The organism is Sorangium sp. So ce119 (assembly GCF_051524405.1).
In the GTDB taxonomy this organism is placed as follows: domain Bacteria; phylum Myxococcota_A; class Polyangia; order Polyangiales; family Polyangiaceae; genus Sorangium; species Sorangium cellulosum_G.
Map to the genome: position 1 here is coordinate 10,927,319 of NZ_CP150310.1, position 15,841 is coordinate 10,943,159.

The 15,841-nt window shown below is 72.4% G+C and carries 10 protein-coding genes; 7 read left to right on the forward strand and 3 right to left on the reverse strand.

Features of this window, described 5'->3' with window-relative positions:
* Positions 1–61 precede the first annotated feature (61 nt).
* Both WME76_RS41280 and WME76_RS41285 read left to right on the forward strand, forming a co-directional pair.
* Positions 62–2,980 (forward strand): DUF4388 domain-containing protein, encoded by a 2,919-nt coding sequence (locus tag WME76_RS41280; protein WP_437957646.1) that lies wholly within the window; start codon positions 62–64, stop codon positions 2,978–2,980.
* Between the two features lie 53 nt (positions 2,981–3,033).
* A complete protein-coding gene (locus WME76_RS41285) occupies positions 3,034–3,417 on the forward strand; it encodes a nuclear transport factor 2 family protein (RefSeq protein WP_437957647.1) in 384 nt (127 codons plus the stop codon).
* Positions 3,418–3,426: 9 nt separating this feature from the next.
* Here the strand turns inward: WME76_RS41285 and WME76_RS41290 are convergent, their stop codons facing one another.
* A complete protein-coding gene (locus tag WME76_RS41290) occupies positions 3,427–6,219 on the reverse strand; it encodes an AAA family ATPase (RefSeq protein ID WP_437957648.1) in 2,793 nt (930 codons plus the stop codon).
* A 303-nt stretch (positions 6,220–6,522) separates the two neighbouring features.
* Positions 6,523–7,776: a PAS domain-containing protein gene (locus tag WME76_RS41295; RefSeq protein ID WP_437957649.1), complete on the reverse strand. Its 1,254-nt coding sequence runs from the start codon at positions 7,774–7,776 to the stop codon at positions 6,523–6,525.
* 553 nt (positions 7,777–8,329) lie between these two features.
* Between WME76_RS41295 and WME76_RS41300 the strand changes: the two genes are divergently transcribed.
* From WME76_RS41300 to WME76_RS41315, 4 genes are all read left to right on the forward strand, one after another.
* Positions 8,330–11,302, forward strand: coding sequence for a beta-propeller domain-containing protein (locus WME76_RS41300; protein ID WP_437957650.1), 2,973 nt, complete (start codon positions 8,330–8,332; stop codon positions 11,300–11,302).
* 62 nt (positions 11,303–11,364) lie between these two features.
* Positions 11,365–12,177, forward strand: a complete 813-nt coding sequence (locus tag WME76_RS41305) for a hypothetical protein (protein ID WP_437957651.1) — start codon at positions 11,365–11,367, stop codon at positions 12,175–12,177.
* 550 nt (positions 12,178–12,727) lie between these two features.
* A complete protein-coding gene (locus WME76_RS41310) occupies positions 12,728–14,065 on the forward strand; it encodes an RICIN domain-containing protein (protein ID WP_437957652.1) in 1,338 nt (445 codons plus the stop codon).
* 220 nt (positions 14,066–14,285) lie between these two features.
* A complete protein-coding gene (locus WME76_RS41315; RefSeq protein ID WP_437957653.1) occupies positions 14,286–14,636 on the forward strand; it encodes a hypothetical protein in 351 nt (116 codons plus the stop codon).
* A 188-nt stretch (positions 14,637–14,824) separates the two neighbouring features.
* Here WME76_RS41315 and WME76_RS41320 read toward each other — a convergent pair whose 3' ends face one another.
* Entirely contained in the window at positions 14,825–15,274 is a 450-nt protein-coding gene (locus WME76_RS41320; RefSeq protein ID WP_437957654.1) for a hypothetical protein, read from the reverse strand.
* 322 nt (positions 15,275–15,596) lie between these two features.
* Here WME76_RS41320 and WME76_RS41325 point away from each other — a divergent pair, with 322 nt between their 5' ends.
* Positions 15,597–15,839: a hypothetical protein gene (locus WME76_RS41325; protein ID WP_437957655.1), complete on the forward strand. Its 243-nt coding sequence runs from the start codon at positions 15,597–15,599 to the stop codon at positions 15,837–15,839.
* Positions 15,840–15,841 lie beyond the last annotated feature (2 nt).

Below are 15,841 nucleotides of genomic sequence, written 5' to 3' on the forward strand. Positions count from 1 at the left end.
GAGTCCAGGCGATACGGGGGTCCTGGGTGCATCGAGGGGCCGCCGCCACGAGATGACTGCCGTGTCCGAGCTCCGCGACGACCACGAAGCCGTGCAGGCACGCCTGCGCGCCGACGCCGTACTCCTGGCCGACGCATCGGCGGAAGGGGCGGCGATCGGCGCGGCGCTGCGGGGCCGGGGCTTCGAGGTGATCGCGGCGCCGATCGAGGACATCGAGGCGCGGCTCGCGATCGACGCGCCGCGCGTCGTCATCGTCGACATCGATCAGCCCGGCTCGATCGAGGCGCTCGAGCGCCTGTACCAGCGCCCCGGCGGCGTCGCGGCGTCCGTGCTGCTCGTGGGCGATCCGATCCGCTCGGCGGAGCTCGATCCGCAGCTCTTCGGGCAGGTCTTCGAGCGCCCCGTGGACATCGCCGAGCTCGCGGCGCACGTGAGCGCGGTCGCGGAGCCGGGCCGGTTCCGCCTGGAGCACGCCGCGGCGGCGGCGCACCTGCACGCGGGCTACCCGGGCCCGATCGACAACGAGGTCCCGTCGAACCCGGACTTCGCCAGGGACCTCGACCCGCTCGACGTCGGCTCGGTGCTGCCGCCGCCCGAGGACGGCGAGACGATCGGGCCGCGGCTGATGCCCGCGCGGATCAGCCCGGAGCTCGAGGAGATCCTCGTCGCCGCCGAGCAGCGGGTCACGGCGAAGGCGCGCCCGTCGAGCATCCCGGCGGCCGAGGAGGACGTCGACCTGATGCTGTCGCCGGAGCTGCTCTCCGCGCTCGACGAGCCGCTCGACCTCGACGAGGAAGGGCCGCGGACCGGCGCGAGCGCGGGCCACGCGCAGCTCGCCGCCGGCTCGGCGTCGCAGCCGCGGACCAGCGACCCCCCGCACGGCGCCGCGGCCGCGCCGCAGCAGGCGCCGACCCGCGCCGAGACCACCGGGCCCGGCGACCCGATCGGCGAGCTCGCCGAGCCGGGCGAGGAGCACGAGGACGATCACCACGCCGAGCCCTCGCGCGACGCGGGGCACGCGACGAAGCGCACCGGGCCCGAGCTCGCGGCGTACTCGAGCGGCCGGGAGGCGCACCTGCCCGGCAGGGACGAGCCGGCGCGCCGGGGCGGCGGGCGCGACGTCGCGCCGCCGACGCCGCGCGACGCGGGCCGGCCCCACGGGTTCGGGTCGCCTCCGCCGCGCGTCGAGGCGGTGTGGGGGCGGTCGCCCGCGCCGTCGCCCGCGCCGCGCGACGAGCCGTCGTGGGACCGCGGGCTGGGGCCGGTGCGCGAGGAGCTCGACTGGGTGCGCGTGCCGTCGGGCCGCGTCGAGCCGTCGTTTCACCAGCGCTACACCGAGCCGCCGCCGACCCGGGCGCGCGACGGCAGAGACGCGCGCGACACGCGCGACGGCAGAGACGCGCGCGACACGCGTGACGGCAGAGACGCGCGTGACGCGCGTGACGCGCGTGACGCCAGAGCGCCCGGCTTTCCACCGCCTCCGCCTCCGCCGGCCCCGCCGGGCTACCCGTTCGTGTCGCCTCCATCGGTCGAGGTGAGGACCGCGCTGCTGCCGCCCGGCGACGGGGCCGAGCCCGAGCCGCTGCCGCCTGCGCCCCTCCCGGTCCGCTCCGCCGCGTCGGCGCGCGTCCCGGTGCCCCCGGCGCCGGCGACGGTCGGCACGGGCTCGCTCGGGCGCGGGCTCCTTCCGCAGACGCCGCCCGCCGCGTCGAGCGCGTTCGGCCGCGCGCCCGTCGCTGCGCCGGCGTCCGTGGCCATCTCCGGCGTGGCCGGGCGCGGGCCCGCGGCGCCGGCCCCGACGCCGCCCCTGGCGATGCCGCCGATGCCGACGCCGCCCATGGCGATGCCGCCCGTGCCGTCGGCGCCCGCGACGATCAGCACGGGCGCGTTCGGCCGCGCCCCGCCGCCGCCGCCGGACGACGAGGCGCCCGTGTCCAGCGACGCCTCCTCGACCACCGTGCTCGGCCCCGGCGACGCGCCGCGCGCGCTCGCCCGGGCGGTGGGCAGCCGCGCGTCCGGCGCGCTCGCGATCGCGACGGAGGAGGGGGCGCGGCGCATCGTCCTGCACGACGGCGACATCGTCACGGCCGGGTCGAGCCTCCCGGAGGAGACGCTGCTCGCCTTCCTGGTCGGGCGCGGCGACATCGAGCGCGACGTCGCCGTGCGGCTCGCGGGCAAGCTCCCCGCGTCGGGCCGGCACGCCGGCGCGGCGCTCATCGCGCACGGCCACCTCGGCCAGGACGACCTCTGGCCGGTCCTGCGCGCGCACGCCGAGTGGGTGATCGGGCACGTCGTGCTCGTCGAGGCCGGGACGTGCGATCTGGAGGCCGAGCCGCCGGGCCGCCTCAAGGCGGAGCCGAACGTCTTCGGCGGGGCGACCGGCGCCGAGGTCTTCGTGGAGACGATCCGCCGCGTGATCGCCCCCGAGGTCGCGCTGCGCCGCCTCGGCGGCCCGGGCGCGCGCCTCGACGACGGCGTGCGCCGCAACCTGCTCGGCGAGTGCGCGCTCCGGCGCGAGGAAGAGGAGCTCGTGCGCACCGCGCGCGGCCGCGCGGTCGGCGAGCTCGTGAGCTCGGCGGAGCCCGAGAACGCCAGCGTGATCTACGCGCTCGTCTGCCTCGAGGTGCTCGACGTCCTGATCCCGCCGTCGGTCACCGAGGCGCCGCCGCCGCCGGTCGACGATCCGCTCGACGAGGAGGCGATCCGGCAGCGGGTCCGGGCGCGCCTCGCCCTGGTGGAGGACGGGGATTACTTCTCGATCCTCGGCATCCCGCGCGACGCGACGAACTACGAGATCCGCCGCGCGTACCTCGCGCTCCGGAAGGCGTTCGAGCCGTCGACCCTGCTCACCGCCGCGACCGTGGACCTGCTCGACGACGTGCGGCTCGTCATCGAGGTGCTCGACGAGGCCTACGAGATCCTGCGCGAGCCGCACCGGCGCGAGCGCTACCGGCGGGCGATCGAGGCAGGGCCGCCGTAGCGGGGCGCGCCGAGGGTCCGCCCCTTGCAAGCGCCTCCACGGCAGGAGGCATCATGTCCAAGGCGAGCGAATTCATCGAAGCCCTGCGCAGAATCGAGGAGAGCGGCGACGTCGAGCCCATGGCGCGGCTGTTCGCGCCGGACGCCGAGCTCAGCAACCCGGCGATCTCGAGGCCGCTCCACGGCCAGGACGGCGCCCGCAACTTCTGGCGCAGCTACCGCCACACCTTCGGCGAGGTGCAGTCCGATTTCCGGTGCGTCATCGAGTCCGACAAGGCCTCGCTGCTCGAGTGGAAGAGCCACGGGACGCTGGCCCATGGAGCGGTGTTCTCGTACGAGGGCGTGAGCGTCATCGAGCACCCCGGCGGCGTCATCACGCGGTTCAAGGCGTACTTCGACCCGAGGGCCCTCGGGCTCCACCTCGAGCATGCGGCATAACGCCTCTCGTCAGCGGGAGCACGCGGCATAACGCCGCTCGCCGGCGCGCGCGATGGCGTCGACAACGACCTCGCCCTGCTCGACGCCCACGAGCGCCGCGGACCCCTCCTCGAGCTGGCCGCGGAGGATGAGATCCGCGAGCGGCGCCTCGATGAGGCGGCCGATCGTGCGCTTCATCGGCCGCGCGCCGAGCTCGGGATCGAACCCGCCCGCGTCGAGCAGCGCGTCGATCGCCTCCGGCTCGACCTCGAGCACCACGCCGCGCGCCTCGAGCTCGCGCTCGAGCCCGCCCAGCAGCCGGCGCGTGATCTCGGCGACGTCCGCCCGCGTGAGCGGCGCGAAGCTGATGACCTCGTCGATGCGGTTGTAGAGCTCCGGCGGGAGCGTGGCGCGCGCCGCGGAGAGCATCGTGTCGGCGAGCCGCTCCGTCGAGACGGCCTGGGACGCGCGCGCGAAGCCGACGGAGCGCTCGGACCGGAGCGCGCCCGCCTCGGCCGCGCCGAGGTTCGAGGTCATCACGATCACGGTGTTCGTGAAGTCCACCCGCCGGCCGCGGCCGTCCGTCAGGCGGCCCTCGTCGAAGACCTGCAGGAACGCCTCGAGCACGTCGCGGTGCGCCTTCTCGATCTCGTCGAGCAGCACCACCTGGTACGGCCGCCGCCGCACCGCCTCGGTGAGCTGGCCCCCGGCCTCGTGGCCCACGTAGCCGGGCGGCGCGCCGACCAGCCGCGCCACCGCGTGCGACTCGGCGTACTCGGAGAAATCGAGCCGCGTCATGGCGTCCGGCGAGTGGAACAGCGCCTCGGCGATCGCCTTCGCCGTCTCCGTCTTGCCGACGCCGGTCGGTCCCAGCAGCAAGAACGACCCGATCGGGCGCCGCGCGCGCAGGCCTGCCGCGTTCCTGCGGAGCACCCGCGCGATGCGCGCGAGCGCCTCGCCGTGGCCGACGACCCGGTCGGCGAGCAGCGTCTCCAGCGCGAGCATCCGCTCGCGGTCGGTCTCGAGCAGCCGCTCGACCGGCAGGTCGGCCAGCTCCGCGACCACCTCGGCGACCTCGGGGGGCCCCACCTGCCGCGCGGGCTCGCGGGCGGCGGCGCGCGCGCCCGGCGCGCCCTGTGGCGCCTGTTGCGCGCGGCGCCGCGTGCGCGCCCCCGCGAGGTCGAGGATCGAGAGCGCCTTGTCGGGCAGCGCGCGCCCGGGCAGGTAGCGCACCGACCAGGCGACGGCCGAGGCCAGCGCCTCGTCGGTGAACGCGAGGCCGTGGTGCGCGCCGAGCCCGACAGCGACGCTCCGGAGCAGGAGGAACGCCTCGTCCTCCTCGGGCTCGTCGATCTCGACGAGGGTGAAGCGCCGCGCGAGCGCCGGGTCGACCTCGATGCTCTTCCGGTACTCCTCGGGCGTGGCGGTGCCGATCAGCGTGATCTCGCCGCGGGCGAGCGCGAGCTTGAGCTCGGCCATCGCCTCGTCGAGCGCGCCGCTGCCGAAGAGCTCCGACAGCCCGTCGATGAACAGGAGCACGCGCCCGCCCGCCTCGCGCAGCTCCGACCGCAGCGCGGCCAGGCGCTCGCTGAGCGCGCCGCGCGCGCCCGTGCCGGCGAGGAGCTCCGACGGCACGAGCTCGACGACGATGCGGGGCTCCCGCTCCTCGAAGGCCAGCCGGTGGGCGATGCCGCGCGCGACCGAGGTCTTCCCCACGCCCGCCGGGCCGAGGAGGCACGGGTTGTTGGCGTGGCGCTTGGCCAGCACGTCGAGCGCCTGCTCGATCTCGCGCTCGCGGCCGACGATCGGCTCGAGCTCGCCCTGCGCGGCCGCGAGCGAGAGGTTGTGGCCGAGCGAGGTGAGGGCCGGGAAGCGCGCGCGGTCGAGGAGGAAGCGCGCCGCGAGGGCGCTCGCCGCGGCCGAGGGCGCCGCGAGCGGCCGCCCCGAGGCGGGGGGCGGCGCGGCCGCGTCGTCGGCCGCCGGGGCGCGCCGGGGCGCGCCGGCGAGGGCGGCGGCCGGCTCGGCGGGGAGGGGCGTGTCGGCGCCGGCCGGGGCCGCGACGGGGCGCGGGCGGGGCGGCGGGAACAGCGGCACGGTGACGCCCGGGCCGGCGCTCTTGCCGGGCCGCAGCTCCGGCGCGCCGAGGCCGGCGCCCTTGCCGGGCCGCAGCTCCGTCATGCCGAGGCCGGCGCCCTTGCCGGGCCGCAGCTCCGTCATGCCGAGGCCGGCGCCCTTGCCAGGCCGCAGCTCCGTCACGGCGACGCCGGCGCCCTTGCCGGGCCGCAGCTCTGCGGGCGTGCGCGCCGGCTCGGCGGCCTCGCCGCGGGCGCGGCGCGCCGGGGGCGCCTTGGCCGGCGCCGGCTTCTCGGGCGCCCCGTCGTCCAGGCCCGCGCGCGGCGCCAGGGAGCGCCGCGCCTGCACGACGCCGAGCGCGAGCTGCAGCGCCGAGGTCCGCAGGCGCGCGAGGTCGACGCCCGACTGCGTGAGCGCCCGGTGCGCGGCCGAGCTGCGGTCCGACAGCAGCGCGAGCAGCAGGTGGAGCGCGGCGGGCTCCTTGGCGGTCGCGCGCTTCGCGACGTCGCGCGCGCCCCCCATGGCGCGGCCGATCGGGTCGGGGCCCTCGTCGTCGACCGAGCGGGTGGCCTTGAGCAGGGCCTCGTCGTCGAGCCGCCGGTCGCGCAGCAGCTCCGCGGCGGGGCCTCCGCGCAGGGCGATGGCCGCGAGGAGGTGCACGCTCGACAGGCGCTCCTTGCGCTGGGCGGCGAGGTCCTGCGCGAGCTTGCGCAGCGTGACGAGCTCGGCGTGGGAGCGAGGGCTGGTCATCCTTGCAGAGGTCTCCAGCCCCCCGGTTCGCATGCCCGGTGCAGGCGGGCCAAATTTCGGACCGGAGGTTCCGCGCGCCCTCGGCGCCGGCGCTGCCGCCCGGTCCTGCGCTCGCCACGGCAACCCGAAGATCCAGAAAAGTCAGCAGATGAGAAGAGGACTCCCTCCTTCCTGCACTCTCCGCGTCCTGCCAGCCCCCACCCGCGAAACCACGCGTTCAATGCATGGATGGAATGTCCTGTCAGCCCAGGGTGCGTCCCGGAGGGACAGCATCGGTCTGCGCGCGTGAGCCGCGGTGTGAGATCAGCGCCGCTCGCCCCGCCGCGCGACGATCGCCTTGCCCTGGCGCGCGAGGGCGTGACGAATGCCGGCCTGGAGATCGCGCTGCGTCAGGAGGTTGCCCAGCTCGACCCCCTGTGCGACCAGCGCGCGGGCGACGTCGGGTGAGGCCCCGACGAGGACGCACGTGGCGCCCAGGAGTGAGGCGGCCCGCGTGGCCTGGAGGAGGCGGTCTGCCACATCGGCGTCGAGGACCGGCACGCCCGTGACGTCGATGAGCACCGTCTCGGCCCGGTGGCGCTCGATGCCCTGGAGCAGCATCTCCAGGAGCCGGGCGCCGCGGGCAGAGTCGATGGTCCCCACGAGGGGCACCACGAGGATGCCCTCATGGACCGGGATGACCGGCGTGGACAGCTCCTGGATGACGTCGAGGAGCTCCCGCTGCGTCGCGAACCACGCGAGCTCTCTCTGCATCGCCTCCTCGGCGCGCTTCTTCTCCGTGATGTCATGGACCATGACCACGAGATACCGAATGACGCCCTGCGGGTCGGTGAGGGGCACCTTCACCATGTGAAGCCACCGCTCCCCGGCCGGCCCCACGATGCGCGCCTCGGGCACGTCCACGGCCTCGCCCTTCTCGATCACGGCCCGATCCATGCGATCGAGCCGCTCGGCCTCCTCCAGTCGATGCGGGAAGAGATCAAAGACGTTCTTGCCGAGAGCGTCGCTCCGGGGCACGCCGAGGACCTGCTCGTAGCGGCGGTTCATCCGGACGAGGCGGAACTCCGTCGCCTCCTTGACGAAGACCGAGACCGGCACGTGGTCGAGGATGGTGTCGAGGAAGCTCTCGATGGGCACGGCCGCTGACGAGTTGTGCGGCGCGGTCGGATTGCGGACGCAGACGAGCGCGCCGCGCGCGCCATCGACGCGAAGCGGCGTGACCGAGAGCTCGCCGGAGGGCGCGCCGGGCGCGCCGCCCCGGAGCACGATTTCGACCTGCTCGCGCTCGCCTTCGAGGATTGCGCGGATCCCCGCGAGCACCTCCTGCGCCTCGCCGGTGAGCCCCTCGGGCGACGCGGGCAGGACGGCCGGCGAGCGCGCGGGGGACACCGGCCAGGCGGGGAGCGCGCCGTCCGCGATGGCCTGCTCCAGGCGCGGATTGGCGCACCGGAGCGCCCCCTTCGCATCGAAGATCGCCGCGGCGACCGGCAGCGCGCAGAGGAGCGGCAGGGAATCGACGCCGACGTGCGGGCTGGGCCCATCGAGATCTATGGTCATTCGATCCTTCTATTTCACACGAGCGTCCCAGCGCTCTCCGAGCCGGGCGACCCGCTGCGCATCCTAACCTTTCAACTCGCTCTCCGGAAATCGCTGAGCGCTCACGGCAAATGTAATAGTTTTTACAATCCAATGAGGTAGCGCCATCGCTCACCTCCTCACCCCATGGTGGGGAGTGCCGATGCTCGTGACAGCGCTGGTCATGGCCGCTGCGCGCGTCGGAAAGTTCGGGGCAAGCCGCGGTTCCGTCGCGAGAAAATCCCCTCACGCGGCTGCCGTCCGGCGCGCCGCAGGGCAGATGGAGTGCCAGCCAACGCCACCGCGCCGCCTGCACACTCTGGCACAGTCCGAGGGCGCACCGTCGGGTTCCCGCAGTACATGTGCAAAATTGAACCTGGCCTGCCGCTTGCTATCTGTGCCAGGCACGGGACTCCAGAAGTCCGACACGCGCCGGAGCAGGCGTGATGCGCTGTGCCTTGCCTTGAACGAGGTGACCATGACCTTTCTGTACAGAACCCGCGTCAGGCGGGCAGTCCTCGCGGCGGCTGCGGCATTGGCCGGACTCACCGGTTGCCAGGTCGACTCGACGGGGGCGTCCACATCGACCGCTCCCGGGGAGAGCGACTTCATCTCTTCCAATCCGGGGGACAACGCGGACCGCTCGGCGCACGGGGTGAGCGGCGGGGGCAGCAGCGGAGCGGGCGGCGGCTCCGACAGTGGAACAGACGATGTGGCGAGCGACGGCGACGCCGCGCGCGCGATCGCCGAGGCCGACATCATCCAGGTGGAGGACGGCAAGCTCTACGCGCTCTCGCAGTACTCGGGGCTCAGCGTGGTCGACATCTCGCGGCGCGACAGGCTGACCCTGCTCGGGCGATACCGGGCGAGCGGGAGTCCCTTCGAGATGTACCTGCGCGACGGGGTCGCCTACGCGATGTTCTCGTCATGGGAAGAGCACCCCTTCGACGAGGCCGCCGACTCGTACAGCTCGGCGCCGATGAGCCGCATCGAGGCGCTGGACGTCTCCGATCCGGCGGACATCCGGCCGATCGGCTCGTTCGACCTGCCGGGCGCCATCTCCGACGCGCGTATCGTGGGCGACGTGCTCTACGCCGTCAGCTTCGAGAACGGAGCGTGCTGGAGCTGCGCCAGCGCGCCAAACACAACGATCACGTCGCTCTCCGTCGGCGACCCCGCCCACATCAGCGTCGTCGATCGGCTCAGCTTCTCCGACGATGGCTTCAGGACCCACGGCTTTCGTCGCAGCGTCAGCGCCACCGAGGACCGCATGGTCGTCGCGGGCGTCGCGTGGGACGGCACCGGAGAGGGACACTCCACCCTCGAGATCGTCGATATCTCCGACCCTGGAGGCCACCTCGTCAAGGGCGCGAGCGTCGAGGCCGTCGGGCAGATCCAGAGCCGCTGGCAGATGGACGAGCACGACGGCGTCCTCCGCGTCATCAGCCAGCCTGCCATCTGGCGGTCCGGGGCGATGCCGGCCGTCCAGACGTTCTCCATCGTGTCCTCGGACGAGATCACGCCGCTCGGCTACACCGAGCTCACCCTGCCACGGCCCGAGACGCTGCGCTCGGTCCGCTTCGACGGCGACCGCGCCTATGCGATCACGGCCGAGCAGACCGACCCGCTGTTCACCATCGACCTCAGCGACCCGGCGAAACCCGCCCAGATGGGCGAGCTCGAGATGCCCGGCTGGGTCTATCACATGGAGCCGCGCGGCGATCGCCTGTTCGCCCTCGGGTTCGACGACGCCGCCGCCGAGGGCGCGCTCCATGTCTCGCTCTTCGACGTCTCCGATCTGACGGCGCCCGCGATGCTCGGGCGCGTCCACTTCGGCGGCGACCTGGGCAGCTTCGCCGAGGATCAGGACCGCATCCAGAAGGCCTTCACCCTCCTGGACGACCTCGGCACGATCCTCGTGCCCTACAGCGGCTGGAAGCGCGCCACCGACGGCGACCTGGGCGGGTGCGGCTCGCGCGAGAGCGGGATCCAGCTCGTCGACTTCTCGCGCGACGCGCTCACCAAGCGCGGGGTCGCGCCCGCGCGCGGCCACGCGCGCCGCGCCTTCCTCCACGGCGACAGGCTCTTTGCCGTCTCCCAGGAGAAGGTCGGGACGTTCGACATCGATGATCGCGATGCTCCCGTCGAGACCGCCGGCCTCACCCTCGCGACGACCGTGAACAACGCGGTCGCCACCGGCGATCTCGTGGTCCGCCTCAGCGCGGACCGGCGGAGCCGGAGCGCGACGCTCGAGGTCGCGTCCGCCGCGGACCCGGGCCGCGCCGAGCCGCTCGGCGAGCTCGATCTCGCCGAGCTCTCCTCCGGGTCGGCGGGAGGCTGCCACGAAGCCGACCTCTCGGAAGCGCGCCTGTTCGCGGACGGGCAGGCTGCCTACCTGCTCTGGCCCTCGTACGACCGGTGGAAGACGGGCCTCGCCGTCATCGACCTCAGCGTGCCGTCCGCGCCCCGCATCGCGAGCCGGCGCGAGCTGCCGTTCGGCGGCGGCGCGCTGTATCCGTATCGATACCATGGTCCCCTCGTCGCCGCGGGCGACACGGTGGTCCAGGCGGGGAGCACCCTCATGATCCGCACCACGCAAGAGCACCGTGAGGGCTCCGAGGCGCAGCCGTCGCATCGTGGGTGGCTCGAGATCCTCGACCTCTCCGACCCGACGAGCCCGGCGCACCGCTCGGTGGCGCTGCCGGAGGGCGAGGGCTACGCGGGCCTGTTGCTCGACGGCACCACCGTGCTCACCTCGCACTGGGCGCCGCTGCCCGACGACCCCGCCAGGGCGCGCTTCTACCTCGATCGCATCGACGTGGAAGACCCATCCTCGCCGGTCGTGCGGCCGCCGGTCAGCGTGCCCGGGTCGCTGCTCGCCTTTGACAGCGCCTCGGGCCGGCTGCTCACGGTGGACTACGAGGCGCTCGAGTTCGAGGTGACGGACCGCGAGGCATGCTACGGCGCGGTGGCGCACCACGAGCAATTCGCCCCGAAGGACCGGGAGGACGGCGACGGGCCGGGCACCTGCCGGGGGACGCGCCGCGCGTTCAAGCTCCTCGAGGTGGGCGACGGCGTCGCGCGCCTCCTCGACGAGCGCGCGATCGACGACGGCACGGCGATCGGGCAGGCTTTCGTCGGTGATGACCGCGTGTTCATGCTCACCTACCGCAGCAGGACCGTGAGCGCCGACGGCGGTTACGAGTTCAAGTACCCGGCTCTCGTGGTCAGCGGGCTGGCGGAGGGACGCATCGACGTCGCGGCGTACGAGAGCGAGGAGATCGGTCACGTCGTGCCGCTGCTCGCGGACGGGACGCGTCTTGTGGTCGCCAGCGCTCAGCCCCCGGCGATCTCGGTCCTCGACGCGACCGACCTCGACGACCTGACGTTCGAGCGGAAGGGCGAGCTCTCCTCGTACACCTACCAGGACCCGGTGACGGTCTCCGGCGACCGCGCGCTGTGCTCGCTCGGGCAGTACGGGCTCGAGGTCGTCGACCTCGGGGACTGATCGATGCTCTGGAGGTCCTCGTGAGAATTCCTGTCGTATCGCGTTTGCTGGTGGCAAGTGGCGTGCTGTGCGCGGTCGGATGCACCGAGGTCGTCACCGACATCGGTGCGCACGGCGCAGCCAGCGGGAGCTGGGGCGGAGGCACCGGCGGCGGAACGGCCGGCGGTGCGAGCACGGGAGGCGAGGCGGGCACCGGAGGCCTCGAGAACACGGGAGGCGAGGCGGGCACCGGAGGTCTGGATGCGGGCAGCGGAGGCCTGGAGAACACGGGAGGCGATATGGGCACGGGAGGTGCCGGCGAGGGGCCGCTGCCCGATCCGGTCCCGTCACGGCAGACCGTCACCTTCGAGTTCCACAACGCCTCCGCAAGCCCGGCGGGAGTCCAGGTGTCAGGGAGCCTGTGCAGCGGATTCGAGATCTGGAGGGTGGAAGGCGATGAGACGACGCTCGTCAACCGCGATGTCGATTACACGCAGGCGGCTTGCTCCACCTATGTCGACGACCTGGAGACAGGGACTTACGAGCGGGTGGCCCCCGGCGCCACCCTCCCCGTCGTATGGGACGCTCGTGAAGAGGTCATCTACGAGCGCACCGTGGCCTGCACGATCCCCGAATCCGAGGTGCCCAGCATCGTGGTGCCGATGGGCGTCGCGCAGCCGGTCGCCCCCGGGACGTACGAGGCCGTGTTCATCGTGGGCCCGAGCGCGGAGGAATGCGAGACCGAGGTGGTAGAGAATCGCTACAGTTGTCTCGGCTCCTTCACCTACGACAGCATCGGCCTCGCTTGCTCCACCGGTGGGCGGCGGATCAGCGTTCGCTTCGAGCTGCCGGAGACCGGCGATGTGCGTGTGCCCGTGGAGTACACTGGAGACTAGACAAGGCCTCCCTGCGGTTGCCCTGACGCTCGCCTCCCCGGCACAGGCCTGCCGCTCGCCGGCGCCGCTCTCCCCGGTGCCGGGTCGTGAAATGTAGTCCCGTCACGCCCTCTGACCGCTTCACAGACCGCGAACGGCCCGAGAGACTCCTCGCCGGCCAGCGCGTCCTCCGATCCTCCTCGCGCGCCTGCGCCGCTCCCGCCTGCGGGCTCCTGCAAGAGCGGGCGTCACTTCTGTAAATTTCGAGCTGCGTGACGCGAAGCTTCGCGCGATGGCGACGAAGTCTCTGGTATCTCGATTGTAAATTGTTGAAGCCGATTGCGAATGATAATCGAATATCGATTTTCGATTGTCATTCATCGCGTGGCTGGTTACAACCACGGAACTGTCGTGGTCGTCCAATGTGACGATCTTCGTCATGTGATTGAATAATTACAGCGGTTCCGGGTTGGAGAAGCTCATGTCAATGGTTCGACGACTTGGATACGGTCCTATTTTTCTTCTGCTGGGAGCCTGCGGGGGTGACGGTGACGAGGGTCTCCCTGTCGATGTGCAGAACGACAGTGACCCGGTCATCGTGTCGAGCGTCTCGGATGGCACGTATGTGATCAAGTCGGTCCGGAGCGGCAAGTGCCTCGACATCAGCGGCGGCAGCAAGGAGAGCGGCGCCCGGGTGCAGGTGCGGTCGTGCAACGGATCGGAATCGCAGAAGTTCCAGGTCTCCAGCGCCGGAGGCGGCGTCTTCAAGATCGCGAACGTCGGCAGCGGGAAAGTCCTCGACGTCACCGAGGGGAGCCTCGACGCAGGCGCGGCGCTCCGCCAGTGGGACGATGTCGAGGGAGAGCACCAGCAGTTCACCTTCGTCAACCGCGGCGGCAACGACGTCAGCATCCAGGCGGTACACACCGACATGGCGCTGGATATCTACCGGGGTAGCACGGCGGACGGGGCGGCGGTCATCCAGTGGCCGTGGCGCGGCGGCGCCAACCAGCGATGGACCTTCGACAAGGTGGACGGCGGCACCACCGGCCCGACCCCGACGCCGGGCGGTGACGACATCCTCGTTCCGGCGTCGGGCGCGTGGCTCGGGCAGTATTACGGCGACGGGAGCATCTCCCAGACGAGCGCCAGGCTCGGGCGGACGCTGAAGCTGCACCTGACGTACTACGATTTCACCCACAACTGGGTGGGCAGCGAGACGAGGGCCGACCTCGACGCCGGTCGCATCCCGTTCGTGAACTGGGAGGTCTTCGACACCCCCCTCGACGAGATCATCGACGGCTCCCACGACGCGATGCTGGCGCAGCGGGCGCGCGACGCGAAGGCGCTCGGCAAGAAGCTCTTCGTGGACTTCGGCGCCGAGATGAACGGCGAATGGTCGCCGTGGGGCGGTGCGCAGAACGGAAGGAGCCCCGACAAGTACATCGCGGCGTACCGGCACGTGCATGACGCGCTCCGGTCCGCGGACAACATCGTGTGGGTCTGGTGCCCGAACGTGACGGATGAGCCGCGCCAGGCGTGGAACCAGGCGATGGGCTACTACCCGGGAGACGACTACGTGGACTGGACGTGCGTCGACGGGTACAACTGGGGCTCCGCCGGCGGCGGCGGCTGGCAGAGCTTCCGCGACGTGTTCAAGAACATCTATCCGAAGCTCGCGGCGAAGGGCAAGCCGATCATGATCGGCGAGATGGCCTCCGCCGAGTCCGGCGGCAACAAGGCGCAGTGGATCGACCAGATGATCCCGACGCTGCGCTCCGACTACCCCCTGATCAAGGGCGTCATCTGGTTCGACATCAAGAAGGAGACGGACTGGCGCATCCGCTCGTCGAGCGAGTCGCTGGCCGCCTTCGTGCGCATGGCGAACGATCCGTACTTCAATCCCTGACGGGTGCTCCGCGCACCAAGGCAGGATCTTGCCCGGTTCGTGCAGGACCTGCGCGAGTTGCGCCGCGCGCGACGACGCCCCCTCGGCGAGCAGGCCGCTCCGCGGCTGGCCCACCTTTCGCTTGGATCCTCGCCGTGGCTCGCCGCCCCCGCGAGAGGCGTGGACGAGGCGAGCGCGCCTGGAGGGTACTCGCATGCTCAAGGATTCGCTTAAACTGGCCATGATGATCGCCGGTGGCGCCGTGCTCGGGGTCGGCTGCGGCGTCGAGGCGCCGACCGGGGGAGAGGCGCTCGACGAGTCGCAGGCCGCGCTTCAGTTCACCTGTGGCGGGATCACGGGCCGCGGCTGTCCAGGCACCAACCAGTGCGTCGATGACCCGGACGACGACTGCGACCCCCGGAGGGACGCCGACTGCGGCGGCCTCTGCGTGGGCGACCCCTGCGGGGGCTTCGCCGGGCTCGCCTGCGACAGGGACTATGTGTGCGTGGACGATCTGCGAGACACCTGCGACCCGGACAACGGGGGCGCGGACTGCCCAGGGACGTGCCTCCACGCGGGCGAGATCGAGTGACGGAACGCTGAGAGCTGAGGAATCCTCTCGAATTCTTCGGAGAGAAATCACAGGGAGGCGGGGAGGCGGGGAGGACAATCTTCAAATACTCCCCGCCTCCCCGCCTCCCTGTTGAATTTCTCCCCTGAAAAGGGCTGCAAAATAAGGGGATTGCTCGGGGGCGACAGGGGTCGAGCGACGAGCCCGACTCAGATGATCAAGATGACGTCGATCTCCGTATCCGCCGGGAGCGCGCTCCCCGCGGGCACGTGGGGCGCGTTGGCGGGCGCCAGGCGGAGCGCGCCGCACGACCGCGGGCCCGCGCTCTCGTGAGGTCCGCCCGCGTCGGCGACGCCGCACGGCCGATCGCCGTGCGCGCGCGCCGCGCAGGCGTCGATCGCGGCGCGGACCGCGCGGAAGACGCTCTCCGCGTCGAGGCCGCCGAGCTCCCGTGCCGCCCTGGCGAGGCCCTCGTCGACGCAGCCGGCGCACGGCGCCGAGGTGGCGGCGAGCCGCACGATGAGCGTCGCCTCCGAGCAGTCGAGCTCTACCGTACTGAAAGGCACGGACAGCCCCGAGCCTCTGCCCACATCGACGCTGACGAGGAGGTTGTTGCCGTCACGCACCACCACGGTTTCCCGCGGGTGTCGGCCGCTCATGTATCCTGGCGTCGACTCGGGTGGATTCGCGTTGACAAGAATCCACAGACGATCGGAGCTCGCCTGTCCGCTCTTCTGCACATCGTCGCTGGTGCGGCTCTCTGCCATTCGCGCGCCCTCCGAGGAGGCGAACCTATCGCCGTCAGAGGCGGACGGCGATGGCCCCACCGGACAGACAATGTCCGGACAGGCGAGTCCGCTCAGGACGCTGCCGCGCTCGATGAACGCAGCCGCTCGTCGAAGGCCCCGGAGGTCCTCGCCGCTTCCATTGCGCGCTCTACCGCGAGGCGGTAAGCACAAACACCGAGCGGAGGGCCAGGGCGTGGAAGAGCCGGAGCGGCGCGACGAAGACCCGGAGCAAGGCGCAGGCGGAGGCGGAGCGGACCGCGCGTCGCTCGGCATCCTGTTCCTCGCCGCGGCGTTCGCGCTCGCGCTCCTGCTGACCGTCGTGGGGCTCCTGGCGTTCGCGACGATGGCCCCCGGCGCGCCGTCGCCGCCCGAGCTGCGCGGCGACGCGGCCAGCGCTGAGCCCGCGGCGCGCGATGGAGCCGCGCTGGCGGTCTGAGC